This window comes from Bradyrhizobium sp. RDM12 (genome assembly GCF_051917485.1).
Classification (GTDB): domain Bacteria; phylum Pseudomonadota; class Alphaproteobacteria; order Rhizobiales; family Xanthobacteraceae; genus Bradyrhizobium.
Window position 1 is genome coordinate 4,192,322 of record NZ_CM133064.1, and the last position, 26,267, is coordinate 4,218,588.

Sequence of the window (26,267 nt, forward strand, 5' to 3'; positions counted from 1 at the left end):
GCGCCAGCGGCCTCAGTCGATCATCTCGACCCTGGCCGCGGACTGGCTCGGCCGATCCTGGTCGCGCCAGAACCAGACGGTCACGACGCCGGAGCGGCCACGGATCTGCGTGAGCAGCGGGCCCGACAGGACACCGTCCGGCGCGCCGTGAAAGTCGGCCGCATCGAGCAATGCGTCGGTCAATGCGAACCGCGCACCGTTTTGCGCGGCGACCTCCATCAGCCGGCTCGCGAGATTGACGGTGTCGCCGTTTGCCGTGATGTGCTGGTGGCTCTCGCCGAGGCGGGAGGCGACGATCGGGCCGAAATGCGCTCCGATCTTGAACCCGAGCCGGCCGCCGATCGCTGATGGCAGTGACGCGATCCAGCGCTCGACGCCGCGATGCAGGTCGATGGCACATTTCAGCGCACGCGCCGCGTCATCAGGCATCGCGCTCGGCAGGCCGAACAGGATCATCGCGCCGTCACCGAGGAAGCTCGTGATCATGCCGCCGCAATCGAGCGCGGCCCGGTCGATCAGCGCGTGGAACGCTTGCAGCATGTCCTGGAGTTCGTCCGGATCGATCCGCTGGCTCAGTGCGGTGAAATCGGAGAGATCGATGAAGACGATGGCCGCATCCTGCCGCACCGGCTTCGCCAGAAAATTGGGATCGCGTGCGAGCCATTCCTGCACGGCCGGTGCCTGAAATTGCGCCAGCGACCGGCTCTTGGCGGCGAGATATTGGGTGCGGCGGCCTCCTGCCCACAATTGCACGCCGACGAACAGCGCGACCGGTGGCACCGCGGCCGCAAGCGTGGTCGCGGCATCGAGCCAGACTCCGTGCGTGAACGCGAGCAGATTGAGCCCGGCCCAGGCGACCATGACCGCGGCTGCCGCGACGAAGCCGAGCGCGCTCCGTCGCCAGGCCAGCAGGCCCACCAGCAGCATCGGCAGCAGGATCGCGGTGAGCGCATCGGCGATGTGAACCCTGCGGTCGCGCACGATGCTGTCGCCGGCGACGAGATGTGTGATCGCGGTCGAGATCACCTCGACGCCCGGCATCAGGGAATCGAACGGCGTCGGGAAGAAGTCGCCGCCGCCGGCAACGGCGGCGCCGATCACGACGATCCGGTTCTCGACCGCTTTCCGGTCGAGCGTCCTGTCGAAAATGCTCTGTGCGCTCACGGTGCGGATGGTGCGGCGCGGGCCGTAATAAGTGATCGGCAGCGCAAACTCGGTGTCGGTCGGCACCGCGCGATTGCCGAGCATGAGATGATCGGGCGCGATCGTCAGCGGCTTGTCGAGTGCGCGGCTTGCGACCCGCAGCGGAAACGACAGCTCGACCTTGTCGTCTGTCCGGAACAGCATCGGCACCGAGAGCGGCGAGCCCGACTGCCCGGTCGCGACGTTGACGATTCCGACATCGGCGTGACCGGCGAAGGCCGGCAACGGCAGCAGGAAGCGCTCGGCCTGGGGCAGGGCGGCGAGCGGGCCTGCGCTTCCGGGCGCCACGGTCTCGCTCGCGCTCGGAAAGATCGCGGCGGCTGCGAGCACCATCGGACCGGTGGCGAGCGTGTGGGCCAGCGTGGCGTCGCCGATCGCGGTGCTACGGTCGACCAGCAGCAGGTCGATCGCGACGACCTTCGGCTTGAACTGCACGATGGTGTCGACGACGCGGGCGAGGTCGGCGCGCGGCAGCGGATAGGTGCCGCCCCGTTTCACCACGGTATCGTCGATCGCGACGATGGTGACGAGATCGGGCGGAGTTTGCACGCCGCGGACCTGCGTTCGCCAATCCGTCAGCGTCGCCTCGAGCCGATCGAGAAAGCGCAGATGACCGCTGGCGTGGGCGGCATAAACGCCCGCGCCCCACAGCGCGGTGAAGACAAGTGCCAGCAGAATTTGAACGCGTCGCTTCATGCCGTTGTACTGCAATCTTTCTTGCCATCCCGGCCCGACCAGGCATTGACCAAGTCCTGCCTTACTGACCGAGCCTTGCCATCAGCGCATCGACGCGCGGCTGGCCCCAAGTCTTGACGGTCAGCGTCTTGACGGTCAGCGTCTTGGCGGTCAGCGTCTTGGCGGTCAGCGTCGCCGCTTCCACGTCGATACCTTCGCCGGGGCCGAGCACCACGCCGCGCCCACGCGCCGCCCTGCGGGTCACGCCGACGCGGCCGTTGGCGACGAACACGGACGTCTTGGCCTCGGCGACATCGACCGCCCATTTGGTGCCGCGGACGGCGGCGATCGCCTGCGGCGTCAGCACCTTGAAGGGATTGCCGCCGGGCCTCTTGGGCACCTCGATCAGCAGCGCCTTGCTGCTCAACTCCACGGAGTCAATATGTCCGTCGCGGTTGGCGTCGTTCAGTTCAAATCTGGCGCCACTTTCTGCAACGATCGTGATGCCGTTGTCGCAGCGCCAGGTCTGCGTCCCCGCGGCCGATGCTGAGGCCGTGCAGCCCGCATTGGCGGCTGGCTGTGCAGTAGCAGATCCGATCAACACACATGACCACGCCAGGGCGCTAAACCCGGCGCACAAAAACCTTCTCATGTCAGCCTCCCTTTGCGTAGCTATTTTGTCGCAGCGTCCCTTTCCAGACCGCCGCGATCAACTTTCGGTCAGGGTGCGCCGTGCCGCGCGAGCGATCGCCGCGCGATGTGTGATGCGCGTGATCTGCTGCCGCCGTTCTGCTGTCATCCGCAGTTGACCGCACCAGCCTCGCGCAACGCTTCCCCGCTATCCTACGGATCGTGATGACCACGAAAACGACTTGGTTGGTGCGTCCAAAGATGCTGCCGGAGACGTTCGCTGGCCGTGCCGAGCCGGCCAAGAATTATGGTTAACAGTTTCGCTTAAGTCCGTAGTTCTGCGGGCTTTTTTCTCGAAATGGCACAGTGTTGGCGACGTGCCCCACATACGCCCGAACTTAATCCGCATTTAACTAAAAGTCGCCTTAATGACGCTCCGACCCTCTGCGAGATGCTGATCCCGGAACGTGACCAGCGGCACTTCGAAGGGGGACTGAGTGACACCGTCCTGGACGCAAGGCGAATGAGTACGAGTATCGCTGCGCAAAGTTACGCGGCACGGAAGCCCAACAATCCGAACAAGAATCCGAACAAGCATTCCCATCGGAAGTCTTCCCGGAAAATGACCACCCAAAACGTGCTTGGCGCGGCCGTGATCGGCTGCATCGTGCTTGCCGGCTGGACCGTCTACAACAACATCTTCGCCGCGAGTGTCTATCCGAGCGTCGGCAGCTCCGGCTACGATGAGCCCGTGGTCAAGCGTGCGCCCAAGGTTGCGCTGCGCGAGGCAGGCGAGGCCATCCGGGAAACCTTTGCGCTGCTGCCCGACCGGCTGCAGGTGGCGGCACCGATTTCACGCGAGATGTTCAACGAGCGCTTTGCCGCGGCCGCGACGCAGGGCGTCGATTCCAACGCGGCGAGCGCTGCGCCCGCGGCGAAGGTCGCCGAAGCCAAGGAAGCGGCGAAGCCCACCGTCGTCGCCAGGGTCGCGGACGTGCTGAAGAGCCCGGCCAAGGCCGTGGAGAAGATCGCGGACGCCGCCAAGACCAAGCGTGCTGAGGCACCGGTGCAACTCGCGTCGGCCGATCCGGCCCAGATCGTGCCGGCGCCCGAAGCGAAGCCAAAGTCGCTTGCCGATCGCGCCAAGGCCGCAGTGATGTCGATCACCGGTCCGCGCCAGTCGATGGTGGAGAAGCTCTGGGGCAAGCGCGAGCCGTCAGGCGGCTTGCTCGCGTATGCTTCGGCCGATGCCAGCGTGACCGCTTCCATCGCGCCGAAGGAGCAGAACCCGATGCTGGGCGGCTCGCCGCCCTATGACCGCTCGACCGCGGTCTACGACATCACGGCGAAGACTGTGTATCTGCCCGACGGCACCAAGCTCGAGGCGCATTCCGGCCTGGGCTCCAACCTCGATGATCCCCGTTCCTCGCGCGTGCGCATGCGCGGCGTGACCCCGCCGCACATCTACGAGCTGAAGCCGCGCGAAGCGCTGTTCCACGGCGTGCCGGCGCTGCGGTTGACCCCGATCGGCGGCGAGAATGCGATCTACGGCCGCGACGGCCTGCTTGCGCACACCTTCATGCTCGGGCCGAACGGCGATTCCAACGGCTGCGTGTCGTTCAAGGATTACTACGCGTTCCTCGACGCCTATCGCAACAAGGGCATCCGCAAGCTCGCGGTGCTGGCGCGGGTGGAGTGAGGCGCGCTCAAGCCGGCATGGCCTTGCGCAGCGCCATCTCGGTGGCGATCGCCTCCCGCACCAAGGGCCGCGCCCGCATGCGTTCGAGATAGGCCGACAATGACGGCCATTGCGCGATGTCGACGCCTGCGGCACGGAGCAGCAGCAACGCCCAGGCGAGATGTGCATCCGCAACGGTGAAGCGTTGGCCCACGAGGAATTCGCGATCCGCCAGATGTTCCGCCGGCACTGATAATGTCTGTCCGATCCTCGCGCGCGGCTTGGCGAGCGAGCCTTCGTCCTTGTACCAGAAGGTCGGAAACAGGAAGGCTTTGTGGATCTCGGCGCCGATGAAGCTCAGCCATTCCTGCAGGCGGTAGCGATCCGCTTCTCCCGGCGGCGGCGCAAGCCCGCGCTCGGGGGCCAGGTCGGCGATGTATTGCAGCACCGCCGCGCATTCCGTCAGCCGCTCGCCGTTCTCCAGCACCAGGACCGGCACCGCGCCCTTCGGCGAAATGCTGCGAAAATCGCTGTCGCCGTCCGCGACTGTCTTGGTGGCGAGATGCACCAGGTGATAGCTCGCATCGAGGCCGGCTTCCATCAGCGCGATGCGGCTCGCAAGCGAGCAGGCCATCGGCGAGAAATAGAGTTGCAGCATCGCTTGCTCCGTTACGTCAGCGCATCGCCGCGCGCGATGATCGCGAAGCGGTCGGATAGCTCGGCGAGTGCAACTTCGTGGATGGTCCGGGCGTCCAGCGTGCCGCCGAGCCCGTCGGGCAGATCGCGCGTGGCGCAGGCGTCGGCGTCGATCGTCGTGCGAAAGCCGAGGTCGAGCGCGGCGCGCGCCGTGGAGCTGACGCACATATGCGTCATGAAGCCGGCCAGGACGATGTTCTTCCTGTCGGTTGCGGCAAGGCGGGCCTGCAAATCCGTACCCGCAAACGCATTCGGCAGCTCCTTCTCGATCACCAGCTCGCCGGCAAGGGGGCTGAGCTCGGCGACGATGGCGCCGCGGTCGGCGCCGCGATCGAACAGGCTGCCGGCCTTGCCGCGATGGGCGATATGGATGATCGCGGCTCCGCTCTCGCGGGCCCGTGCCAGAAGTGCAGCCGCCCGCGCGATCGCGGGCCGGGCGCCGGGCAAGGCGAGCGGGCCTGCAAGATATTCGTTTTGGACATCGATCAGCACCAGCGCGGCGTCGCCAAGGCGCGGCGGGTTGAGATCGGCACCGGCGAGCTGCAGCAGGGTCTTTGCGGTGGTCATGGTCTTGGACATCTCCGGGGCCAAAAGCTGGGCAAACATAGCCGCGGGAATGCCTGCCGATATGCAGGGATATTGCAGCGGGTGGCTGCGATATTGCAGGCCGGTCCCGGCCGGTATAACCTCAATCGATGAATTGGGACGATCTGCGCATCATCGCTGCGGTCAGGGACGAGGGCACCTATGCGGGAGCCAGCGCGCGGCTGCGCGTCGACGAGACCACGGTCGGGCGCAGGCTGTCGCGCATCGAGCGTGCGCTCGGTTTGCGTCTGTTCGAGGCCGCCGACGGCGTCCGCAAGCCGACGCGGCAATGCGAGGCGGTGCTGGCCCATGTCGAGGCGATGGCGGCGCACGCCGCCGAGATCGCTCGCGTCGGCGACAGCCTGGCAGGCCCGGTGGGACGCCTGCGCATCGCCTCCACCAACACGGTCGCCGAGGAGGTGCTGGCGCCGCGCGCGAGCGACTTCCTGCGCGCCAATCCCGGCCTGACGCTGCAATTCCTCACCTCGAGCGAGAACGTCAACTTCTCGCGCTGGGAAGCCGATCTCGCCATCCGGCTGCGCAAACCCGACAAGGGCGACTTCGCGATCTCAAAGCTCGGCGACATCAGCATCTATTATTTCGAGCCCGTTGCGACCGAGGGCGAGCCGGTGCTGTGCGCCTATCCGGACGAGCTCGGTGCCATTCCGGAGATGCAATTCCTGCGCACGAAGCAAGCCCGCGCGCGCTGCGTCACCGACAACGTCCGCGTCATTCGTAACCTGATCCGCTCGTATCAGGTCGCCGGCGTGTTGCCCGAGTATGTCTGCGCGGATCTGCTCGGGGATCGCCGCCTGCGCGCCACGCTGCTGCCGAAGCGACGCGACGTCTGGCTGCTCGTGCAAAACCATCTCAAGCGCGACGCCGCAACGCGCGTGACGATCGACTGGGTGAGGGCGTGTTTCCAGGACATGTCGCGCGGTTGATCGTCAGCAGGCGGTCCTTTGAACGCAGCTTGGCAACTTGACGACCAAGTCACGCAGGCCTGGGGATTGTGCGCGCCCATAGGTTGCGCAACCCTGTGGCGACGACAAATCCCGGGCAGGGCAGGCGATGACCACTCTTGAGAGCACGAACCGGCCGCGCGCCAGATCCAGCGAATGGAAGGCGATCGTCATCCTGATCCTGCTCGTCCCCGTGCTGTGGTCGCCACCGTTCCTGTTTCGCATCCTCCTGTATCAGCCGTTCAATAATCCGTCGGGCTCAATGACGCCCACGCTGGTGATCGGCGACCACGGATGTAATGGCCTACTATGTCTACATCCTCGCAAGTAAGAAGCACGGCACGCTCTACATCGGCGTGACTAACGATCTCGTGCGTCGTGTGTATGAACACAAGACCAAGGCCGTTCCGGGCTTCACGACAAAATACGGTGTAGACAAGCTCGTGCCGTTCGAAATCTTCGATGATCCTGTGAGCGCTATTGCGCGCGAAAAGGAGCTCAAGAAGTGGCGGCGGGATTGGAAGACGCGGCTGATCGAAGAGCAGAAGCCGAACTGGGATGATCTCTATAGTGGGATAGCCAACTGAGGTTCGTGGTTATGGATTCCGGGCTCGCGCCCAAGCGGGCGCGCCCCGGAATGACCAGCCCACAAACAAAAACCCCGGCGTCGCTGCCGGGGTTTCGTAGTCCTCGAGGTGGCTGGACTTAGAAGTCCATGCCGCCCATGCCGCCGCCCGGGGGCATCGCCGGACCGGCGCCGCCCTTCTTGGGCAGTTCGGCGACCATGGCTTCCGTGGTGATCAGCAGGGCCGCAACCGAGGCTGCGTTCTGGATCGCGGTACGGACCACCTTGGTCGGGTCGATGATGCCCTTCTTGACGAGGTCGCCGTACTCACCGGTCTGGGAGTCGAAGCCGAAAGCGTACGACTTGTTCTCCAGCACCTTGCCGACGATCACCGAGCCGTCTTCACCGGCATTGATGGCGATCTGGCGAGCGGGCGCGGAGAGCGCCTTGCGCACGATCTCGACGCCGGTCTTCTGGTCGTCGTTCTTGGTGCGCAGGCCCTTGAGCTGCTCGGAAGCACGGAGCAGGGCGACGCCGCCGCCCGGGACGATGCCTTCTTCCACAGCCGCGCGGGTCGCATGCATCGCGTCATCAACGCGATCCTTGCGCTCCTTCACCTCGACTTCGGTCGCGCCGCCGACGCGGATCACCGCGACGCCGCCAGCGAGCTTGGCGAGACGCTCCTGGAGCTTCTCACGGTCGTAGTCCGAGGTGGTTTCCTCGATCTGTGCCTTGATCTGGGCCACGCGCGCCTCGATGTCGGCCTTCTTGCCGGCGCCGTTGACGATCGTGGTGTTCTCCTTGTCGATCATCACCTTCTTGGCGCGACCGAGCATGTTGAGCGTGACGTTCTCGAGCTTGATGCCGAGATCTTCCGAGATCGCCTGGCCGCCGGTCAGGATCGCGATGTCCTGCAGCATGGCCTTGCGGCGATCGCCGAAGCCCGGAGCCTTGACGGCCGCGACCTTCAGACCACCGCGCAGACGGTTCACGACCAAGGTCGCGAGCGCCTCGCCTTCGACGTCCTCGGCGACGATGACCAGCGGCTTGCCGGTCTGCACCACGGCCTCGAGCAGCGGGAGCAGCTCGTTCAGCGAGGAGAGCTTCTTCTCGTTGATGAGGATGTAGGCGTCGTCCATCTCAACGCGCATCTTGTCGGCGTTGGTGACGAAGTAGGGCGAGATGTAGCCGCGGTCGAACTGCATGCCCTCGACGACGTCGAGTTCGGTCTCGAGCGACTTGGCTTCCTCGACGGTGATGACACCCTCGTTGCCGACCTTCTTCATGGCGTCGGAGAGGAACTTGCCGATCTCGGCATCGCCGTTGGCGGAGATGGTGCCGACCTGGGCGATCTCGTCGTTCGAGGTGACCTTCTTCGAGTTCTTCTGAAGGTCCGCGACGACGGCTTCGACCGCGAGGTCGATGCCGCGCTTGAGGTCCATCGGGTTCATGCCGGCGGCAACCGACTTGGCGCCTTCACGGACGATCGCAGCCGCCAGAACGGTGGCGGTGGTGGTGCCATCGCCGGCCGCGTCAGCGGACTTGGAGGCGACTTCGCGCACCATCTGCGCGCCCATGTTCTCGAACTTGTCCTCGAGCTCGATCTCCTTGGCGACGGTGACGCCGTCCTTGGTGATGCGGGGAGCGCCGAACGACTTGTCGAGCACGACGTTGCGGCCCTTCGGGCCCAGCGTCACCTTCACCGCGTTGGCGAGGATGTCGACGCCGCGCAGCATGCGGTCGCGCGCGTCGACGGAGAATTTGACTTCTTTAGCTGCCATCTGGATTTTTCCTTAGGTGTTGATCTGGGTGCGGGAGGGGGCTGTTAGGCCGCCTTCTTCTTGGAAGCGGGGACGTCGAGGACGCCCATGATGTCGCTTTCCTTCATGATCAGCAGGTCGACGTTGTCGATCTTGACCTCGGTGCCGGACCACTTGCCGAACAGCACGCGGTCGCCGACCTTCAGGTCGATCGGGATCAGCTTGCCGGCTTCGTCACGGCCACCCGGGCCCACGGCGACGATTTCGCCCTGGGACGGCTTTTCCTTGGCAGTGTCGGGAATGATGATGCCGCCAGCGGTCTTCTCTTCTGCGTCAATGCGCTTGACCACGACGCGGTCGTGAAGCGGACGGAAGTTCATGCAGTCCTCCTAAGCAATTGCTCGGGTTGATGATTTCTGGGGTTGTTAGCAATCGATGCCCGTGAGTGCTACACAGGCATGGTTCAAATAGGACAGGATTTTTGCGGGGGCAAGAGCTTCTAGCAGAAAAATAAGCACTCCGGCGCTCGGTCTGCCAACTTTCTTGACCATCGTTAACCGGCCTTCACCACCGTATTAGCACGGGGCGCGATCTGCTGCTAACGCATTGAATTTCAACAGCTTGTTAAACTTTTGGGCTTGAGATGGGTTGTCAGTTTGCGTCACATTTCTCTCATGTGAGCGCATCAGTCCGGGTGGCTCGTAGGGCGCACCGACCAAGCCACCCCATGAATGCGCTCCTGCAAAGGAGGTTGGCATGGGCTTGCCGAGTGGGGCCGTTTCCGATGATTTCCGGAAACAGCTATTGGGTTACGGACTGACGACGGCGCAGATTCTTTATCGGATGCCGGATCATCCTCGCTGCTTCAGACTTACGTCTGGCAGAACTACGACATGTTTCCGAAATTTCCGGCGCTAAAGGATTTCCTGGCGTTCTGGACCGAGAAGCTCGACGGCCCGCTGCATTCGGTGACGGTGGCCCATTCCAAGCTGATCAAGCCGGCCGAGCTGCGCTCCGTGGATGGCGTGTTCCGGCTGAATTGAAGGCGGCAACGTCGGTGTCGCAGGATGGGCAAAGGTGCGCACTGCCCGCCATCTCTCCGCTTCCATTTGCAATGGTGGGCACGCTTCCGCTTTGCCCGCCCTACGGACCTTTTTCCGTGTTAGCCTCCTCGCACAACAACAGGGAGGCCGGCCCATGGCCAAGAAAACCAACAAGAAAACAAAATCGCGCAGCGCAGCCCAAACGGCGGTGAAGAAGCAGAGCAGCGCCAAATCCGCCGCGCGATCCTCCGCGCGCAAGGCAGTGAAGGCCAAGGTGCGCACGACACCCGCCAAGACGACAACGAAGACCGCAACGAAGAAACCCGCGCGCCCGAAGCAGCGCATCGCCATCAGCCATCACCGCGAGGAAGATTTCAAAGCCGATGGCCTGCGCGCCTACGCAAAATACCGCGACCTCGGCATCGCCGCTGCAAGCCACGGCCTTGCGCAAGCCCACGTCATTCGCCTACAAGGCCCCTGCGATCCGGCCGAAGTATCAAAGCTGCACTTCCACGACGTCGACTTCCAGATGGTCTACGTGCTCAAAGGCTGGGTGAAGACCTACATGGACGGGCAGGGCGAGACCTTGATGCAGGAAGGCAGCGCTTGGACCCAGCCGCCGAAGATCAAGCACATGATCTTGGATTACTCGGATGACGTGGAATTGCTTGAAGTGATCCTGCCGGCAGAGTTCAGGACGGTGGAGTTGAAGGCGTAGGCCGCGCGTCTCTCTCCGCCGTCATTGCGAGGAGCTCGCGACAAAATTGCGAAGCCATTTTGCGCTGATCCGACGAAGCAATCCAAACTATTTCCGCAGATGCTTTTCTGGATTGCTTCGCTGCGCTCGCAACGACGGTGGAGAGATCTAAGTCAACACCCCCACGATCGCGCCCATCAGACACGTCGTCAGCGTCCCCGACACGATCGACTTCAGTCCGAGCGCATTGATCTCGTCGCGCCGCTCCGGCGCCATCACCCCTAAGCCGCCGATCATGATGCCGAGGCTGGCGAAATTGGCGAAGCCGCACATGGCGTAGAGCATGATCAGGCGCGAGCGCGGATCGAGCGTACCCGGCGGCAGTTTCGAGAAGTCGACATAGGCGATCAGCTCGTTGAGCACGGTTTTCGTGCCCATCAGGCTGCCTGCGGTCACGGCCTGATCCCATGGCAATCCCATCAGCCAGCACACCGGCGCCATCACGCGCCCCAGCAGGCGTTGCAACGAGATCGCGGCGCCGCCGATGTTTGGCAGCAGGCCGAGGATGGCGTTGACGAGATAGACCAGCGCCACCAGCACCAGCAGCATTGCGACGATGTTGATGAGCAGTTCGATCCCCGCGCTCGTGCCTTTGACGATCGCATCCATCGTGCTGGACACCTCCATCTCCGGATCTTCCAGCGCGCCGCCGGTGCGCTTGTCCGAGGTCTCCGGCACCATGATCAGGCTGACGAGGATCGCGGCCGGCGCGCCCAGCACCGAGGCGATGACGAAATGCGCGGCGGAATCCGGGATGAGAGGGGCGAGGAGAGTCGCATAGAGCACCAGCACGGTGCCTGCGATGCCCGCCATGCCGCCGGTCATCACCAGGAACAATTCGCTGCGGCTCATCTGGGCCAGATAGGGCCGCACGAACAGCGGCGCTTCGACCATGCCGAGGAAGATGTTGGCGGCGGTCGAGAGCCCGACCGCACCGCCGACGCCGAGCGTGCGCTCGAGCAGCCAGGCCATGCCGCGGACGATCGGCGGCAGCACGCGCCAATAGAACAACAGCGTCGTCAGCACGCTCATCACCAGCACGATCGGCAGCGCCTGAAACGCCAGAACGAAATCGGCGCCCGGCGCCTTCAGCACGAAGGGCAGGGGACCGCCGCCGACATAGCCGAACACGAAGGAGGAGCCGGCCCGCGAGGCCGCGGAAATGGCGCCGACCGCGTCATTGATGGCGCCGAAGGCATGCGCCACGATCGGCACCTTCAGCAGCACGATCGCAGTGGCGAAAGTCACGACCAGGCCGATCAGCGCCTGCCGAAGCGAGACCGCGCGGCGATTCTCCGCCAGCGCGAAGGCGATCAGCAGCAATGCGAAAACGCCGAGTGTCGATTGCAGCCGTAGCATGATGTCCCCAAAGCCCCCGTGATTATGGCCGCGCGGGCGTTGCAAACGCAATGCCGGATGGTCGCGGGAGCGGCGCGTTGTTGACAAGCAGGCCCGCGTCAGCCACGCGGGGCGCGTCGATACCAGGGGCGGACCAGCCGAGCGTGACCGAACAGGCGATGCCAGAACAGCCAGTTTCAGCCGGTCCGGCGGTCAGCGCCGGTGAGCTCCTCCGCCACCGCGCCTTCCTGTTCTTCCTGCTCTCGCGCAGCCTGTCACGCTTTTCCAGCCAGATCGCGGCGGTCGCGATCGGCTGGCAGATTTACGACCTCACCGGCTCGGCTTTCGACCTCGGCATGGTCGGGCTCGTGCAATTCGCGCCGACCGCGCTGCTGGTCTTCGTCGCCGGCCACGCGGCCGACCGCTTTGAGCGCAAGCGCGTGGTCCAGCTCTGCCAGCTCGTGGAGGCCGCGACCGCGCTCTATCTCGCAGGGATCACCTATCTCGGCGCCGTCAGCGAGGTGCAGATTTTCGTCGCCACCTTCGTGCTCGGCATCGCCGGCGCCTTCGAGAGCCCGACCACGGCGGCGCTCTTGCCTTTGATCGCGCCGCAGGGCTCGCTCCAGCGCGCAACGGCGGTCGCGAGTGGCGCAGGCCAGGTCGCAACCATCACCGGGCCCGCGCTCGGCGGCTTTGCCTATGCGATCGCGCCGCATCTCGCCTATTCCGTGATGCTGCTGTTCTGGATTCTCGGGATGATTTTGACCGGCTTCATCCGGCCGCGTCCGCAGGCGGTCGCGAAGGAGGGAACGAGCTCGGACAATATCTTTGCCGGCGTTCGCTTCATCCGCAGCAATCCGGCGATCCTCGGCACCATTTCGCTTGATTTGTTTGCGGTGCTGTTCGGCGGCGTCACCGCGCTGCTGCCGATCTATGCCCGCGACATTCTCCAGACCGGCCCGATGGGACTCGGCGTGTTGCGGGCAGCGCCAGCCGTGGGCGCGCTGCTGATGACGACGGTGCTGGCGCGCCACGCCATCACGCGGCATGTGGGCCTGCGCATGTTCCAGGCGGTGATTGTGTTCGGGGTCGCCACGATCGTGTTCGCGCTGTCATCCTGGATGTGGCTGTCGGTGCTGTCGCTCGCCGTGCTCGGTGCCGCCGACACGATCAGTGTCGTGATCCGCTTCTCGCTGGTGCAGCTCGCCACCCCCGACGAGATGCGCGGCCGCGTCGGCGCGGTCAATTTCCTCTTCATCAACGCCTCGAACCAGCTCGGCCAGTTCGAGAGCGGGCTGACCGCGGCGTTGTTCGGCGCCATGCCCGCCGCCGTGCTCGGCGGCGTCTGCACCGTCGCGGTGGCGTTGCTGTGGATGAAGCTGTTCCCCAGCCTGCGGCAGGTGGAGAGCTTGGAGTAGGGGAAGGTCTCGTGTCCCGGACGCGGTGCAGCGCGCAAGCGGTGCGCCGCCGAGCCGGGACCCACGTTGCCGCGAATGACGTCGGAGAGAGATGGGCCCCGGCTCAGCAGCGCGTCATTGCATGCCGCGCTGCGTCCGGGGCGCGAGAGTATCGACTAGCCGCGTCCCACGAACGGCATCTTGGTCGCCATCACGGTCATGGTCAGCACGTTGGCGTCGAGCGGCAGGCCGGCCATGTAGGCGACGGCGTCGCCGACCGCCTTCGCATCCATGCGCGGCTCGTGCTTGGTGGTGCCGTCGGGCTGCAGCACGCCGGGACCGTTGACCATGCGGTCGGTCATGGGCGTGGCGGCATTGCCGATGTCGACCTGGCCGACCGCGATGTCGTACATGCGGCCGTCGAGATTGGAGGCCTTGGTGAGGCCGGTGATGGCGTGCTTGGTCGAGGTGTAGGCCGCCGAGAACGGCCGCGGCGCGTGGGCCGAGATCGAGCCATTGTTGATGATGCGGCCGCCGCGCGGGGTCTGGTCCTTCATGATGCGGAAGGCGTGCTGGGTGCACAGGAACGGGCCGGTGAGATTGGTGTTCACCACCGCCTGCCACTGCTCGAGGCTGAGGTCCTCGAAGGCGACGGCGGGTGCGCCCATGCCGGCGTTGTTGAAGAGCACGTCGAGCCGGCCGTAGGTCTGCTTCACCTTGTCGAACAGTGCGGCGATCTGCTCCGGTTTCGTCATGTCGGCGGTGACGCACAGGCTCTTGCCTGCGGGGCCGAGCTTTGCGGTCTCCTCGAGCATGTCGAGCCGGCGCCCGACCAGCACCACGGTGAAGCCGGTGTTCATCAGCGCCAGCGACGCGGCGCGCCCGACGCCGGTGCCCGCACCCGTCACCAATGCGATCTTTTTTGCTTCACTCATCGTTTCCTGCCTTTTCTTCAGTTGTCAGGTTTTGGGTTCTTTTTCGTTCTTGTAGGGCGGACGCGGAATATTCTGATGCGCCGCGCGCAACGCCGCGGACCAGCGCGAGCGCAGGTCATGGAAATAGGGCTCGCCTGCCTCGATGCGATGGTTGAGATCGGCGTCGCAGGCATCCGCGCGCACCACCAGCACGTCGATGGGAAGGCCGACGCCGAGGTTCGAACGCATGGTCGAATCCATCGAGATCAGGCCGGTCTTCAGCGCCTCGTAGAGCTCGACGTCGTAATGCATGGCGCGGTCGAGCACCGGCTTGCCGTATTTGTGCTCGCCGATCTGCAGGTACGGCGTGTCGGTGGTGCATTCGATGAAGTTGCCTGCCGTGTAGACCATGAACAGGCGCATGCGCGCGCCCTTGATCTGGCCGCCGAACAGGAAGGAGACGTCGAAGGAGACGTCCTCGGATTTCAGCGCCGGCCCTTCGGTGGCGTGCACGGCTCGGATCGCCCGACCGATGCGTTGGGCCGCCTGGAACATGGTCGGCGCGTTCATCAGCGTCTCGACCTCACCCGTGTCGGGGTCTTCCAGGCCCTCGGTCAGGGTGGAGAGCACCGACTGGCTGATGGCGAGGTTGCCGGCGCTGGCGATCGCCATGATGCGGTCGCCGGGCTTGGAGAAGATATGCAGCTTGCGGAAGGTCGAGACATTGTCGAGGCCGGCATTGGTGCGGGTGTCGGCGATCATGACCAGCCCGTCCCGGACCAGGATTCCACAACAATAGGTCATTTCCAGTCCCCGAACGCGTTTGCGCGGAATTACTAGCCAATTTCGGAAGCCGCTCCAACCCCCGATTCCGGGTGGAGACCCTTGCGGTCAGGGAAGGAACGCGGGCGCGGCTCGGACTAGCTCTGCCGCTGCGACTGCGATTGCGACTGCCCGCCACGGCTGGCCTGCTCGACTTTGACCGCGACCGTCAGCGTCTCCGCGCCGCCGCCATAGCGGGTGCCGCGCACCGGAGCCGCGCCGAGATAATCGAGCCCGATCGCAACGCGGACATGAGCGTCGGTGGCGCAGATGCTGTTGGCGGGATCGAAACCGACCCAGCCGAGATCGGGCACATAGGCTTCCGCCCAGGCATGGCCGGCGTCCTGATGCACGGTGCCGTCGGAGCGCAGGAAGTGTCCGGAGACGAAGCGCGCCGGCACGCCGCCGGTGCGGGCGCAGGCAATGAAGATATGCGCATAGTCCTGGCAGACACCGCGCTTGAGCGTGAACGCCTCGGCTGCCGACGTGCCGCTGTTGGTCGGATCTTCGTCGAAGGTCATGTGGTCGCTGATCTCGGACATCAGCGCGTGCAGGAAGCCGAGCCTGTCGGCTTCGGCCTCGCTGCGCAACTGGCGCGCGACCGCTGTCATCGCCGGATTGACGGTGGTGAGATCGGTGGTGCGCAGAAACATCTCGGCAGGAAAGCGCTCGTCGGCGCCGCGCAGCACGCCGCCGGTGTCGTGGGTCTCGATCAGCCCCTCCGCGATGATCTTGATGTCGCCGACGAGCCCACAGGACAGCACATGGGTGACATTGCCGAAGGCGTCTTCATGGATGTCGAGCTTGGTGTCGGTCGAGACGTCGATCTGCCATTCCGCCACATATTGCCCGTCATGGCTGCACGGCGTCATGCGCAGGATCTGGATCACGCTCGTCGCGGGCGGTTCGTAGCGATAGGTCGTGGTGTGCTGGATCTGCAGGCGCATGGTGTTTTGATTCCGTCATTCCGGGCTCGCCCTTGGGGCGCCCCGGACTGACCGCGTGTATCAGATCAAATACTGCTTCGTGATGATTTCGCCCAGCCTAGAATTGTCCGCGATGAATTCCTGAATGAATTCATGCACGCCATGCTGGAAAATGTCGTTCATGTTGCTGTGTTCCAGCCGGTTGCGGATGCCGCGGGCGTGGCGTTGCGCCGGGCCCTGGCGTCCATAGGCGACGCCGATCTGGTCGAGGTTGCGCGTGAGATTGTCGTAGCAGCTCGCCAGCGAGCGCGGCAGCGTGCCGTTCAGGATCAGCAGATCCGCGACCAGCCACGGTTTCAGCGTCTCGCGGTAGACCCAGTGGTAAGCCGTCAGTGCCGACACCGAGCGCAGGATCGAGCTCCACTGATAGAAGTCGAGAGGACCGCCGACGTGCTCCTCTTCGGGGAGCAGCACGTGATACTTGACGTCGAGAATGCGTGCGGTGTTGTCGGCCCGTTCCAGATGCAGACCGAGGCGCGAGAACCAGTAGGCGTCGTTGCGCAGCATGGTCCGGTACGCCGAGCCGTCGAAGCGCAGCGAGGTCTCCTGCACGAAGCGCAAAAATTTTGCGAGGTCCTCGCGTGTGGAGGTGCCTTTGTTCCAGACCGCCTGAAGCTCGATCCAGGCGGAGTTGATGGTGTCCCACATCTCGCTGGTCAGCGCCGTGCGCACCGAGCGCGAGTTCAGCCGCGCCGCCTCGATGCAGTTCCTGATCGAGGACGGGTTGTCGGCCGAGAACGAAAGGTAGTCGACGACGTTGTGCTCGTTGGCTTCCTGGTGGGTCTGATAGAAGCTTTCCGCGACGCCGGCGGTGAGCAACGCGGAGTCCCACTCGTTGGTCTTGCCGATATAGGCGGCGGGAAGCGCGGTGACGCGCAAGGTTGCATCGATGGTGCGCGCGAGATATTCGGCCCGTTCGACATAGCGGGCGAGCCAGTAGAGGTTTTCGGCGGTACGCGACAGCATCTCTCTACTCGTCCAAAATCCAGGTGTCTTTGGTGCCGCCGCCCTGGCTCGAATTCACCACGAGCGAGCCTTCCTTCAGCGCAACACGCGTCAGCCCGCCCGGCACGATCGTCGTGCTCTTGCTGCCGGTGAGCACGAAGGGCCGCAGATCGACGTGTCGAGGGGCGAGGCCGGAAGCCGTGCAGGTCGGGCAGGTCGAGAGCGCCAGCGTCGGCTGGGCGATGAAACCTTCCGGTTCGCGCTTGAGCTTCTCGCGGAAGGCTTCGATCGTTGCTTTCGTCGCGGCGGGGCCGATCAGCATGCCGTAGCCGCCGGAGCCGTGCACTTCCTTGACGACGAGCTCGCTCAAATTATCCAGCACATAGGCGAGATCCTTCGGCTCGCGGCAGCGCCAGGTCTGCACGTTCTTCAGGATCGGCTCTTCACCAAGGTAGAATTTCACGATCTCGGGCATGTAGGAGTAGATCGCCTTGTCGTCGGCGATGCCGGTGCCGACCGCGTTGGCGAGCGTGATGTTGCCGGCCGCGTAGGCCGACATCAGCCCGGGCACGCCGAGCGCAGAGTCCGGACGGAACGTGAGGGGATCGAGGAAATCGTCGTCGACGCGTCGATAGATGACATCGACCCGTTTCACGCCCTCGGTTGTCCGCATGAACACTTCGTTGTTCTTGACGATGAGGTCGCGGCCCTCGACAAGTTCGATGCCGAGCTTGTCGGCAAGGAAGGAGTGCTCGTAATAAGCGGAGTTGTAGACGCCGGGCGTGAGCAGGGCGACCGTCGGCTCGCCGGACGCGCTGTGCGGGGCGACGGAACGCAGCGCGGAGAGCAACTCGTCCGGATAGCGCTCGACCGGCGCCACCCTGTGGCGGGCGAACAGGTCCGGAAACAACCGCATCATGATCTCGCGGTTTTCCAGCATGTAGGACACGCCGGACGGCGTGCGCGCATTGTCCTCCAGCACGATGAAGTCCTCGGCATCGACCCTGATGATGTCGATGCCGGCGATGTGCACGTAGACATCGTGCGGCACCTGCTGACCGTTCATCTCGGGGCGGAAGACCGGGTTCTGAAAGATCAGATCGTCAGGCACGATCTCGGCGCGGAGGATGTCGCGGCCGTGGTAGATGTCGCGCAGGAACATGTTGAGCGCGCGCACGCGCTGCTTCAGGCCCTTCTCCAGCAGCGACCATTCCTTGCCGGACATGATCCGCGGGATCACGTCGAACGGGATCAGGCGCTCGGTGGATTCGGAGTCCCCATAGACCGCGAAGGTGATGCCGATGCGGCGGAACAGGAGCTCGGCCTCCTGGCGGCGATATTCGAGCGCCTCGGGAGGCGTCTCCTTGAGCCAGCGCGCCAGCTCCTGATAGGCGGGGCGAAGGTCCCCGCCCGGAATGTTCATTTCGTCAAACGCGACTGCCATCGATCCCGACTTGTCCCCGCAAGGCGTTGCGCCATTTGACAGGTCGTCAGGCCCTGGTGAAGACCGCAACGTCCTGGCCATGCGGCAAGAGTGCATGACTCCGAGGAGGTAGCAAGGGGCGGGCCAGCGCGATAAGCATGGTGAAAGGGCATTTGCCGGATGTGGCCGGGAAGGTGCCTGAAAAAATGGCTGAGGACTGCTTATTTCGGCAGCAAAACCGCGTGACTTCAACGCGTTACCTCGGCAAAGTCGGACCGAGAGGTGAGGGACTTAAGGCATGAGCGAGATCGTCACGGCGGGCATTCTGGTCATCGGGGATGAAATCCTGTCCGGCCGGACCAAGGACAAGAATATCGGCTTCATCGCCGAATACCTGACCAATATCGGCATCGACCTGAAGGAAGTCCGGATCGTTTCCGACGACGAGGACGACATCATCGCCGCGTTGAATGCACTGCGGCATCGCTACACCTATGTCTTCACAACGGGTGGTATCGGGCCGACCCATGACGACATCACCGCCGACAGCGTTGCCAAGGCTTTCGGCGTCGGCATCGACCACCACCCCGAAGTGGTCGCCCGTTTCCGCGAGCGCTGGAGCGAGCAGGACCTCAACGAGGCCCGCTTGCGCATGGCCCGCATCCCCGACGGCGCCGAGCTGATCCAGAGCGCGACCATCCTCGCCCCCGGCTTCAAGATCGGCAATGTCATCGTGATGGCCGGCGTGCCCTCGATCATGCAGGCGATGATGGACATCGTCTCGCCCAAGCTCAAATCCGGCGTCCGCATGCTGTCCGAATCGGTCCGCGCCAATGCGCGGGAAGGCGACATCGGCAGTCCGCTGCGCGCGATCGCCGCGGCTCATCCCGACACCATCATCGGCAGCTATCCCTTCATGGACGAGGAGCAAAAGCCGAACACCAATCTGGTGGTGCGTTCGCGTGATGCGGATAAGCTCGCATCCGCGATGGCGGCGGTGAAGGATATGCTGGCTGGATTGAACATCACCCGGTAGCAAATAGGGCCGCTGGCAGACGAAAGCAGGAGACGACGATGGCTGGTGAGGCACCGGAACTGAGTGCGCAGGAGCGGGCGGGCCGGCCCTTTCCGGTGTCGTGGGACCAGTTCCACCGGGATTGCCGGGCGCTGACCTGGCGGCTCAACGAGGTCGGCCCCTTTCACGCCGTGATCGCGATCACCCGCGGCGGCCTGGTGCCGGCCGCGATCGTGGCGCGCGAGTTGGGCGTGCGCGTGATCGATACGGTCTGTATCGCCAGCTACGATCACACCAAGCAGGGCGATCTCCAGGTCCTCAAGGGCATCTCGGATCAGGCGATGAAGCTCGGGGGCGGCACCGGCAAGGGGCTTCTGATCGTCGACGACCTTGTCGACACCGGCAAGACCGGCAAGCTGGTTCGCGAGATGCTGCCCGATGCGCATTTCGCCACCGTCTACGCCAAGCCGAAGGGCCGCCCGCTGGTCGACACCTTCATCACGGAAGTCTCGCAGGACACCTGGATCTTTTCCCCTGGGACACCGCGCTCTCCTATCACCCGCCGCTCCGCGACGGAGCGGCGTGAGTATCGCCGTCATTGCGAGGAGCGAAGCGACGAAGCAATCCAGACTGCTGCCGCGGATGCATTTCTGGATTGCTTCGCTTCGCTTGCAATGACGGGTGGACCGATCATGCCCCTGCAAAACCGGGTCACGCCGACCGGCGACATCATCGCCACCCCGCATCGCGGCCTGTTCACTGGCAATCGCGGCATCATCCATGATCCCGCGACCAAGACGCTTCTCAGGAAGCGCTGGTCGTCGCCGGCCTGGCTCACCTGCACCTGCGAATTCCGCGGCCGCCGCCGCGAGGTGATGGCGCAACGGAGCTGGACCGAGCTGTTCTTTCTCGATGAAGCCACCGCGCTCGCCGCCGGCCATCGCCCCTGCTTCTACTGCCGCCGCGACGACGCCAATCGCTTCCGCGCGGCGTGGGAGAAAGCCAACCACGTGCACGACGTCCGCATGCACGACATTGACATGGTGCTGCACCACGAGCGGCTCGATCACGGCAAGAAGCGGCTGCACGCGCTGCTGGTGCCGCTCGAGCAACTCCCCGACGGCGCGATGCTGCAGCAGGGCGCGGAGAGCTTTCTGGTCACGCAGGGCAGGGCTCTGCTGTGGTCGGCAGCCGGTTATGTTGCGGTGGAGCAGCAGCCGGACCAAGCCACGCTGCTGACGCCGCCATCGACGCTGCGCACGCTGAATGCCGGCTATCGCCCCGTGCTGCATCCGACCGCGTTGCCTTAGTGCAGCGGCTTACCCTCTTCATCCACCGTTGTCCGCGCATCCCGCAAAACCCATTCGCGGATCACCTGGCGGCAGCGCGTGAGTTCAGCCTCGTTTGTGGCGTTCGCATCTGTGGATGCGCGTTGCACCATCGCCTTGCACTTCAGCAGCACCGAGCGGTCCTCCGCGCGCGCCGTCGGCGCAAGCGCTGCCAGAATGGCGGCGACGAGCACAGGTCGGATCACGGCCGTTACCCCAGCTTCTCGCGCGCCAGCGCGGCGCCGGCGCCGAGTGCCATCAGCTTGGCTTCGGCGATGTCCCGCCGCATCGGCGCCATGCCGCAATTGGTGGTGGCGATGATGTTGCTCTTGGGCACGAATTTCGACACCGCGTCGATCACCTCGACGACGTCCTCCGCGGTCTCGACCGTATCGCTGGCGACATCGATCACACCGGCCTGCACGATCTTGTTTTTCAGCAGTGCGAGCAGATCGAGCGGTACCTTGGAATTGCGGCACTCGATCGCGACCTGCTGGATCGGGCTCGCATTGATCGCTGGAAAAATCTGTTCATACTGCCGCCACTGCGCGCCGAGCGTCTCCTTCCAATCGGTATTGGCCTTGATGCCGTAACCGTAGCAGATGTGCACGGCGGTGGCGCAGGTGAGCCCCTGCGCGGCGCGCTCGAGTGCCTTGATGCCCCAGTCGTTGACCTCGTCCATGTAGACGTTGAAGGCCGGCTCGTCGAACTGCACGAGATCGACACCGTCGGCCTGCAACGCCTTGGCTTCCTCGTTCAAAAGCTCGGCGAAGGCAAAGGCCATCTTGACGCGATCGCCATAGTAGCGGTCGGCGATAGTGTCGATGATGGTCATCGGGCCGGGCAGGGTGAATTTCAGTTTCTTCCGTGTGCGTGCGCGCCACGCGCGCCTCGTCGGCATGGACGCGACCCTTCAATCGCAGCGGCGCGACCACTTGCGGCACCATCGCCTTGTAGCGATCTTTCCGGATGCCCATCTCGACCTTGTGGGCGAAGTCGATGCCCTCGATCTTCTCAAGAAAACCGTGCACGAAATGCTGCCGGGCCTGTTCGCCCTCGGTAACGATGTCGATCCCGGCGTCCTCCTGGACCTTGACCGCAAGCATCGTCGCGTCGCGTTTGGCGCGTGCAAGCTCGTCACCTTGCGACTTCCAGGGCGCCCAGAGCATGTTGGGCTCGGCGAGCCATTCCGGTTTCGGCAAGGAGCCGGCGATCGTGGTTGAAAACAGCATGGGTCCCTCCCGGCGGGTTGTGTTGCGCACCTTCCTGCCATGTCTTAGCGTTGAGGTACAGAACAACAAAAGTCCTCATTTTGGCCGGCAATGCCGACAGGGAAACGCCATGATCGAATTCTTCTTCGACTGTTCCAGCCCTTGGACCTATCTCGCTTTTCACAATATCCAGCCTCTGGCGAAGCAGTTCGGCGCCGAGATCGTCTGGCGGCCGATCCTGGTCGGCGGCATCTTCAACACGGTTAATCCAAGCGTCTACGCGCAGCGGGAGACACCGGTGCCGCTGAAGGCGCGCTACATGAAGAAGGATCTTCAGGACTGGGCGCGCTCGGCGGGCCTTGCGATCAAGATGCCGCCGGCGGTGTTCCCGGTGAACAGCGTCAAGGCGATGCGCGGCTGCCTCTGGTTGGGCAAGGAGATGGTTCCGTTCGCAACCGCATTGTTCGAGACCTATTGGGGCGGCGACAAGGACATCTCGCAGGACGCGGTGCTGGCCGAGATCTGCAAGAACGTCGGCATCGACGAGCAAAAATTCTTCGTTGGCATCTCGGAGCAAGCGATCAAGGACCAACTCAAAGCCAACACGGAAGAGGTCGTCGCCCGCGGCGGGTTCGGCTCGCCGACGATATTCCTTGACAAGACCGACATGTATTTTGGCAATGATCGCCTGCCGCTGATCCGCGAGGCGCTGCTGCGTAGCAAGGCGAGCGCGGCCTGATGGTGCGGGCTGTCGTCTGCCGCGCGCTCGGCGCGCCCGAAACGCTGCGGTTGGAAGAGTTTCCGTCGCGGCCCCTGAAATCGGGTGAGGTTCGGGTCGCGATCCGCGCCGCCGGGCTGAATTTTCCCGACGTGCTGATGTCCGCCGGCGAGTATCAGCTCAAACCGGAGCTGCCGTTCACGCCCGGCATGGAGGCGGCTGGCGACGTGACCGAACTAGGCGCAGAGGCGACGGGTGTCGCTGTCGGCGACAAGGTCATCGTCAAGATGCGCCACGGTGCTTTCACCGACGAAGCCGTGGTGATGCCGTCGCAGCTCACGCCGATGCCCTCGAACTTTGATTACGCCGAGGGCGCGACCTATCTCGCCGGCCACGGCACCGCCTATCACGCACTGATCGATCGCGGCCGGATCGAGCCGGGTGAGGTGCTGCTGGTGCATGGCGCAGGTGGCGGCGTGGGACTAGCCGCCGTCGAAATCGGCAAGATGCTGGGCGCGACGGTGATCGCGACGGCGTCCAGCGATGAGAAGCTGGCGATTGCGAAATCGCGCGGCGCCGATCATCTCGTACGTTACGACCGCGAGCCGTTTCGCGACGCGGTCAAGCGCATCACCGACGGCCGGGGTGCCGACGTGGTGTTCGATCCCGTCGGCGGCGAGGTGTTCGAGAACTCAATGCGGTGCATCGCCTGGGGCGCAAGGCTGCTGGTGATCGGTTTCACTGGCGGAATCGGCTCGGCCAAGACCAATCTCTTGCTGATCAAGGGCGCGAGCGTGCTCGGCGTGCGCGCGGGTGAAGCGGTGCGGAAAAATCCCGCGCTGGGCGAAGTGCGCCTGAAGGCGCTGCTGCAATGGGCGGAGGAGGGCAAGCTGCGCCCGAACATCTCGCACCGCCTGCCGCTGAAAGACTTCGCCAAGGCGATGCGGTTGTTGCTCGACCGCAAGGCGATCGGGCGGGTGGCGCTGGTGATGGAGTGAAGGTGCCGTGGTGACGGTGCCGTAGGATGGGCAAAGGCGCTCTTGCGCCGTACCCACCCTCTATCTGAGAGTGAAATCGAAATGGTGGGCACGCTTCGCTTTGCCCACCCCACGAAAACGTCACTTGTACTCCCGCTCCGTCCACCATGGGAAATAGTCCGGCATATCGCTGGACACCTTGTTCTTGAACTGCGCCGGCCGCTTCTCTAGGAACGACACCACGCCTTCCTTGACATCATCGGAGCGGCCGCGGGCGTAGATGCCGCGGCTGTCGACCTTGTGCGCTTCCATGGGATCGTCGGCGCCCATCATGCGCCACATCATCTGGCGGATCAGAGCTACCGACACCGGCGCGGTCTTCGCTGCGAATTCCTTGGCGAGTGCGCGGGCGGTCGGCAGGAGATCATCGGGGGCGACGACCTTGCTGACGAGGCGGCCCGCCAGCGCTTCCTGCGCCGGGAAGACGCGGCCCGAGTAGCACCATTCCAGCGCCTGCGAGATGCCGACGATGCGCGGCAGGAACCAGCTCGAGGCCGCCTCCGGCACGATGCCACGCTGCGAGAACACGAAGCCGAAGCGCGCGGCGTCCGAGGCGATGCGGATGTCCATCGCAAGCTGCATGGTGACGCCGATGCCGACGGCAGGACCGTTCACCGCGGCGACCACGGGCTTCAGGCACTTGAAGATGCGCAAGGTCACCTGGCCACCGCCGTCGCGCACCTGCGGATCGCTGTAATCGACCTTGCCGTCGGCAAAACGCTTCACCGGCCCGCGCCGCGCGTCGCGATCGAACGTATCGGCGCCGGAGGACAGATCGGCGCCCGCGCAAAAGCCGGGGCCGGCGCCGGTGACGATGATGGCGCGGACGTTGTCGTCCTTGTCGGCGGCGTCGAATGCGTCGATCAGTTCGGCCTGCATCTGCGCGTTGAAGGCGTTGAGCTTGTCGGGCCGGTTCAGCGTAATGATGAGGATCTGCTCGGCGACCTCATATTTGATCGTCTCATACGCCATGGGTGGTTTCCTTGCCTGGTTTCTTTGTCGTTATCTCTAGCACGTCATTCCGGAGCGCGCGAAGCACGAGCTACGGTGCGCAATTGCGCACCTGAGAATCCATTTCTCCACACTACTTGTGCGGATCAATGGATTCCGGACTTGCGCCAAGAAGGCGCAAGTCCGGAATGACGAGAGCGTGTTTTTACTTCGCCGGTGGCTTGGGCCAGGGCTTCTGCGGACCGCGCAGGGCTTCAAACGCCTTTGCCATGCCGAGCACGCCGGTATCGTCGAAGCGGCGCCCGATGATCTGCACGCCGATGGGAAAACCCTTGGCGTCGAAGCCGCCATTGATGGAGACCGCCGGGTTCTCCGACATATTCCACGGCACGGTATAGCAGATGTGCTCGAATGGCCTCATGGGATCGTTGGTGGGCGAAGCCCACTCCGCCGCATAGTTCACGTTGGGCGCGGTCGGCGAGATCACGTAGTCGAGCTCGCAGAACAGCTTTGAGGCCGCTGCACGAATCGCCATGGTCTGGTTGAAGCCGCGGATCACGTCGACGCCTGTCAGTTTTGCGCCGGACTCGCCCCATTTGAAAATATACGGCAGCACCTTTGCCTGTTCGGCCGCCGTCAGTTTGGACAGATCGTCCCACATCCGCGCGCGCCAGAAATTGTCGAGGCCGTCGAGCATGTCGCGGGTCAGGATGCCGTCGACCTCGGTGACGACGGCACCTGCGGATTCGAATGCCTTTGCGGCCTTCACCGCAACCTCGCGCACCGGCTTTTCCGCCGGCAGGCCGACGCCGGCGTCGAGCATCAGGCCGATCCGCAGCTTGCGCGGGGACTTTTCGAGTCCCTTCCAGTTGAGTGGCTCGGCGGGCAAGCTCATGCCGTCGCGCCGGTCGGGCTTTGCGATCACGCTCATCATCAGCGCGCAATCGTCGACCGTACGGGTCATGGGACCGGCGACGCGGCCGACATAGGTGGGATCGATCGGCACGCGGCCAAAGCTCGGCTTCAGGCCGACGAGGCCGCACCAGCCTGCGGGCAGGCGCACCGAGCCGCCGATATCGGTGCCGAGATGCAGCGGGCCATAGCCAGCTGCGGCTGCCGCACCCGCACCGGCACTGGAGCCGCCGGGATTCTTGAGAGGTCCCAGGGATTGCGCGCGAGTGCATGGAAGGAGGAGAGCCCCGAGGACAGCATGCCGTAATCGGGCATGGTGGTTTTCGCGAAGATGATTGCGCCGGCCTCACGCAGGCGTGCGGCGGGCGGGGCGTCCTTCTCGGCCGGGACCAGCTTGACGCTGGCCGCCCCCAGCGGCACCGGCACGCCCTTGGTCGCGATGTTGTCCTTGACCGTCACGGGCACGCCGTCGAGCGCTCCGGAGGGCTCGCCGCCGGACCAGCGCGCGGTCGAGGCAGCTGCCACCTCGCGCGCGCTGTCGGGATCGAATGCATAGAGCGCCTTCAGGTGCGGCTCCCACACGGCGACATGCGCGAGCACGTCCTCCAGCACCTCGCTCGGCGAGAACTGTTTGGCGCGATAGCCCGCGATCAGATCGACCGCGGAGAGATCGTGCAGCGAGGTGACCGCCTCTTCGACGCCCTTCTTGTGCATCG

24 protein-coding genes and 4 pseudogenes are annotated in these 26,267 nt (G+C 64.5%); 12 read left to right on the forward strand and 16 right to left on the reverse strand.

Features of this window, described 5'->3' with window-relative positions; genetic code table 11:
- Window positions 1-12: 12 nt before the first annotated feature.
- A complete protein-coding gene (locus tag ACTGJ9_RS20245) occupies window positions 13-1,899 on the reverse strand; it encodes a CHASE2 domain-containing protein (protein ID WP_456672567.1) in 1,887 nt (628 codons plus the stop codon).
- Window positions 1,900-1,960: 61 nt separating this feature from the next.
- Window positions 1,961-2,530 carry a FecR domain-containing protein gene (locus ACTGJ9_RS20250; RefSeq protein ID WP_456672568.1) on the reverse strand — a complete coding sequence of 190 codons (570 nt, stop codon included), beginning with the start codon at window positions 2,528-2,530 and terminating at the stop codon, window positions 1,961-1,963.
- 600 nt (window positions 2,531-3,130) lie between these two features.
- On the opposite strand from ACTGJ9_RS20250, the gene ACTGJ9_RS20255 reads away from it, so the two are divergent.
- Complete coding sequence (locus ACTGJ9_RS20255) at window positions 3,131-4,207, forward strand: DUF2778 domain-containing protein (RefSeq protein ID WP_456672569.1); 1,077 nt, start codon at window positions 3,131-3,133, stop codon at window positions 4,205-4,207.
- A 7-nt stretch (window positions 4,208-4,214) separates the two neighbouring features.
- Here the strand turns inward: ACTGJ9_RS20255 and ACTGJ9_RS20260 are convergent, their stop codons facing one another.
- On the reverse strand, window positions 4,215-4,844 hold the full coding sequence (locus ACTGJ9_RS20260) for a glutathione binding-like protein (RefSeq protein ID WP_456672570.1): 630 nt from the start codon (window positions 4,842-4,844) through the stop codon (window positions 4,215-4,217).
- An 11-nt stretch (window positions 4,845-4,855) separates the two neighbouring features.
- Window positions 4,856-5,449: a cysteine hydrolase family protein gene (locus ACTGJ9_RS20265; RefSeq protein WP_456672571.1), complete on the reverse strand. Its 594-nt coding sequence runs from the start codon at window positions 5,447-5,449 to the stop codon at window positions 4,856-4,858.
- Between the two features lie 128 nt (window positions 5,450-5,577).
- Between ACTGJ9_RS20265 and ACTGJ9_RS20270 the strand changes: the two genes are divergently transcribed.
- The 3 genes from ACTGJ9_RS20270 (at window position 5,578) to ACTGJ9_RS20280 (ending at window position 7,016) form a co-directional block, all read left to right on the forward strand.
- Window positions 5,578-6,411 (forward strand): LysR family transcriptional regulator, encoded by an 834-nt coding sequence (locus ACTGJ9_RS20270; RefSeq protein WP_456672572.1) that lies wholly within the window; start codon window positions 5,578-5,580, stop codon window positions 6,409-6,411.
- 127 nt (window positions 6,412-6,538) lie between these two features.
- A complete protein-coding gene (locus ACTGJ9_RS20275; protein ID WP_456672573.1) occupies window positions 6,539-6,760 on the forward strand; it encodes a hypothetical protein in 222 nt (73 codons plus the stop codon).
- Window positions 6,729-7,016, forward strand: a complete 288-nt coding sequence (locus ACTGJ9_RS20280) for a GIY-YIG nuclease family protein (RefSeq protein WP_456672574.1) — start codon at window positions 6,729-6,731, stop codon at window positions 7,014-7,016. The genes ACTGJ9_RS20275 and ACTGJ9_RS20280 overlap by 32 nt, the downstream gene beginning before the upstream one ends.
- 118 nt (window positions 7,017-7,134) lie before the next feature.
- On the opposite strand, the gene groL is transcribed toward ACTGJ9_RS20280, so the two are convergent.
- Together groL and ACTGJ9_RS20290 are read right to left on the reverse strand one after the other, a co-directional pair.
- The gene (gene groL / locus ACTGJ9_RS20285) at window positions 7,135-8,775 is read right to left on the reverse strand and encodes a chaperonin GroEL (protein ID WP_456672575.1); all 1,641 of its coding nucleotides are present in this window, start codon (window positions 8,773-8,775) and stop codon (window positions 7,135-7,137) included.
- Window positions 8,776-8,819: 44 nt separating this feature from the next.
- On the reverse strand, window positions 8,820-9,134 hold the full coding sequence (locus ACTGJ9_RS20290) for a co-chaperone GroES (protein ID WP_007611913.1): 315 nt from the start codon (window positions 9,132-9,134) through the stop codon (window positions 8,820-8,822).
- 376 nt (window positions 9,135-9,510) lie between these two features.
- Between ACTGJ9_RS20290 and ACTGJ9_RS20295 the strand changes: the two are divergent.
- Both ACTGJ9_RS20295 and ACTGJ9_RS20300 read left to right on the forward strand, forming a co-directional pair.
- Window positions 9,511-9,797: pseudogene (locus ACTGJ9_RS20295) on the forward strand (usg protein).
- A 154-nt stretch (window positions 9,798-9,951) separates the two neighbouring features.
- Entirely contained in the window at window positions 9,952-10,515 is a 564-nt protein-coding gene (locus ACTGJ9_RS20300; RefSeq protein WP_456678580.1) for a cupin domain-containing protein, read from the forward strand.
- 147 nt (window positions 10,516-10,662) lie between these two features.
- Here ACTGJ9_RS20300 and ACTGJ9_RS20305 read toward each other — a convergent pair whose 3' ends face one another.
- Window positions 10,663-11,913, reverse strand: coding sequence for a NupC/NupG family nucleoside CNT transporter (locus tag ACTGJ9_RS20305; protein WP_456672576.1), 1,251 nt, complete (start codon window positions 11,911-11,913; stop codon window positions 10,663-10,665).
- A gap of 158 nt (window positions 11,914-12,071) precedes the next feature.
- Here ACTGJ9_RS20305 and ACTGJ9_RS20310 point away from each other — a divergent pair, with 158 nt between their 5' ends.
- Entirely contained in the window at window positions 12,072-13,310 is a 1,239-nt protein-coding gene (locus ACTGJ9_RS20310; RefSeq protein ID WP_456672577.1) for an MFS transporter, read from the forward strand.
- Between the two features lie 155 nt (window positions 13,311-13,465).
- Here the strand turns inward: ACTGJ9_RS20310 and ACTGJ9_RS20315 are convergent, their stop codons facing one another.
- The 5 genes from ACTGJ9_RS20315 to ACTGJ9_RS20335 all read right to left on the reverse strand — a co-directional run bounded on the left by ACTGJ9_RS20315 (window position 13,466) and on the right by ACTGJ9_RS20335 (window position 18,400).
- A complete protein-coding gene (locus ACTGJ9_RS20315) occupies window positions 13,466-14,224 on the reverse strand; it encodes an SDR family oxidoreductase (RefSeq protein ID WP_456672578.1) in 759 nt (252 codons plus the stop codon).
- A gap of 24 nt (window positions 14,225-14,248) precedes the next feature.
- Window positions 14,249-15,007, reverse strand: a complete 759-nt coding sequence (locus ACTGJ9_RS20320) for a proteasome-type protease (protein ID WP_200519941.1) — start codon at window positions 15,005-15,007, stop codon at window positions 14,249-14,251.
- Between the two features lie 116 nt (window positions 15,008-15,123).
- On the reverse strand, window positions 15,124-15,972 hold the full coding sequence (locus tag ACTGJ9_RS20325) for a transglutaminase family protein (RefSeq protein WP_456672579.1): 849 nt from the start codon (window positions 15,970-15,972) through the stop codon (window positions 15,124-15,126).
- A 60-nt stretch (window positions 15,973-16,032) separates the two neighbouring features.
- Complete coding sequence (locus ACTGJ9_RS20330; protein WP_456672580.1) at window positions 16,033-16,977, reverse strand: alpha-E domain-containing protein; 945 nt, start codon at window positions 16,975-16,977, stop codon at window positions 16,033-16,035.
- A 4-nt stretch (window positions 16,978-16,981) separates the two neighbouring features.
- On the reverse strand, window positions 16,982-18,400 hold the full coding sequence (locus tag ACTGJ9_RS20335; RefSeq protein WP_456672581.1) for a circularly permuted type 2 ATP-grasp protein: 1,419 nt from the start codon (window positions 18,398-18,400) through the stop codon (window positions 16,982-16,984).
- Between the two features lie 277 nt (window positions 18,401-18,677).
- Here ACTGJ9_RS20335 and ACTGJ9_RS20340 point away from each other — a divergent pair, with 277 nt between their 5' ends.
- The 3 genes and pseudogenes from ACTGJ9_RS20340 to ACTGJ9_RS20350 all read left to right on the forward strand — a co-directional run bounded on the left by ACTGJ9_RS20340 (window position 18,678) and on the right by ACTGJ9_RS20350 (window position 20,704).
- Window positions 18,678-19,415, forward strand: coding sequence for a competence/damage-inducible protein A (locus tag ACTGJ9_RS20340; RefSeq protein ID WP_456672582.1), 738 nt, complete (start codon window positions 18,678-18,680; stop codon window positions 19,413-19,415).
- Window positions 19,416-19,453: 38 nt separating this feature from the next.
- Window positions 19,454-19,980, forward strand: a pseudogene (gene gpt / locus ACTGJ9_RS20345) (xanthine phosphoribosyltransferase).
- Between the two features lie 106 nt (window positions 19,981-20,086).
- Window positions 20,087-20,704, forward strand: a complete 618-nt coding sequence (locus ACTGJ9_RS20350; RefSeq protein ID WP_456672583.1) for a hypothetical protein — start codon at window positions 20,087-20,089, stop codon at window positions 20,702-20,704.
- On the opposite strand, the gene ACTGJ9_RS20355 is transcribed toward ACTGJ9_RS20350, so the two are convergent.
- Together ACTGJ9_RS20355 and ACTGJ9_RS20360 are read right to left on the reverse strand one after the other, a co-directional pair.
- On the reverse strand, window positions 20,701-20,916 hold the full coding sequence (locus tag ACTGJ9_RS20355) for a hypothetical protein (protein ID WP_456672584.1): 216 nt from the start codon (window positions 20,914-20,916) through the stop codon (window positions 20,701-20,703). The genes ACTGJ9_RS20350 and ACTGJ9_RS20355 overlap by 4 nt on opposite strands.
- 17 nt (window positions 20,917-20,933) lie before the next feature.
- Window positions 20,934-21,954, reverse strand: a pseudogene (locus ACTGJ9_RS20360) (methionine synthase).
- 109 nt (window positions 21,955-22,063) lie between these two features.
- Here ACTGJ9_RS20360 and ACTGJ9_RS20365 point away from each other — a divergent pair.
- Window positions 22,064-22,672: a DsbA family protein gene (locus ACTGJ9_RS20365; protein ID WP_456672585.1), complete on the forward strand. Its 609-nt coding sequence runs from the start codon at window positions 22,064-22,066 to the stop codon at window positions 22,670-22,672.
- Entirely contained in the window at window positions 22,672-23,649 is a 978-nt protein-coding gene (locus ACTGJ9_RS20370) for an NADPH:quinone oxidoreductase family protein (protein ID WP_456672586.1), read from the forward strand. The genes ACTGJ9_RS20365 and ACTGJ9_RS20370 overlap by 1 nt, the downstream gene beginning before the upstream one ends.
- 120 nt (window positions 23,650-23,769) lie before the next feature.
- On the opposite strand, the gene ACTGJ9_RS20375 is transcribed toward ACTGJ9_RS20370, so the two are convergent.
- Both ACTGJ9_RS20375 and ACTGJ9_RS20380 read right to left on the reverse strand, forming a co-directional pair.
- On the reverse strand, window positions 23,770-24,660 hold the full coding sequence (locus tag ACTGJ9_RS20375; protein ID WP_456672587.1) for a crotonase/enoyl-CoA hydratase family protein: 891 nt from the start codon (window positions 24,658-24,660) through the stop codon (window positions 23,770-23,772).
- Window positions 24,661-24,844: 184 nt separating this feature from the next.
- Window positions 24,845-26,265, reverse strand: a pseudogene (locus ACTGJ9_RS20380) (amidase).
- Between the last annotated feature and the right edge of the window lie 2 nt (window positions 26,266-26,267).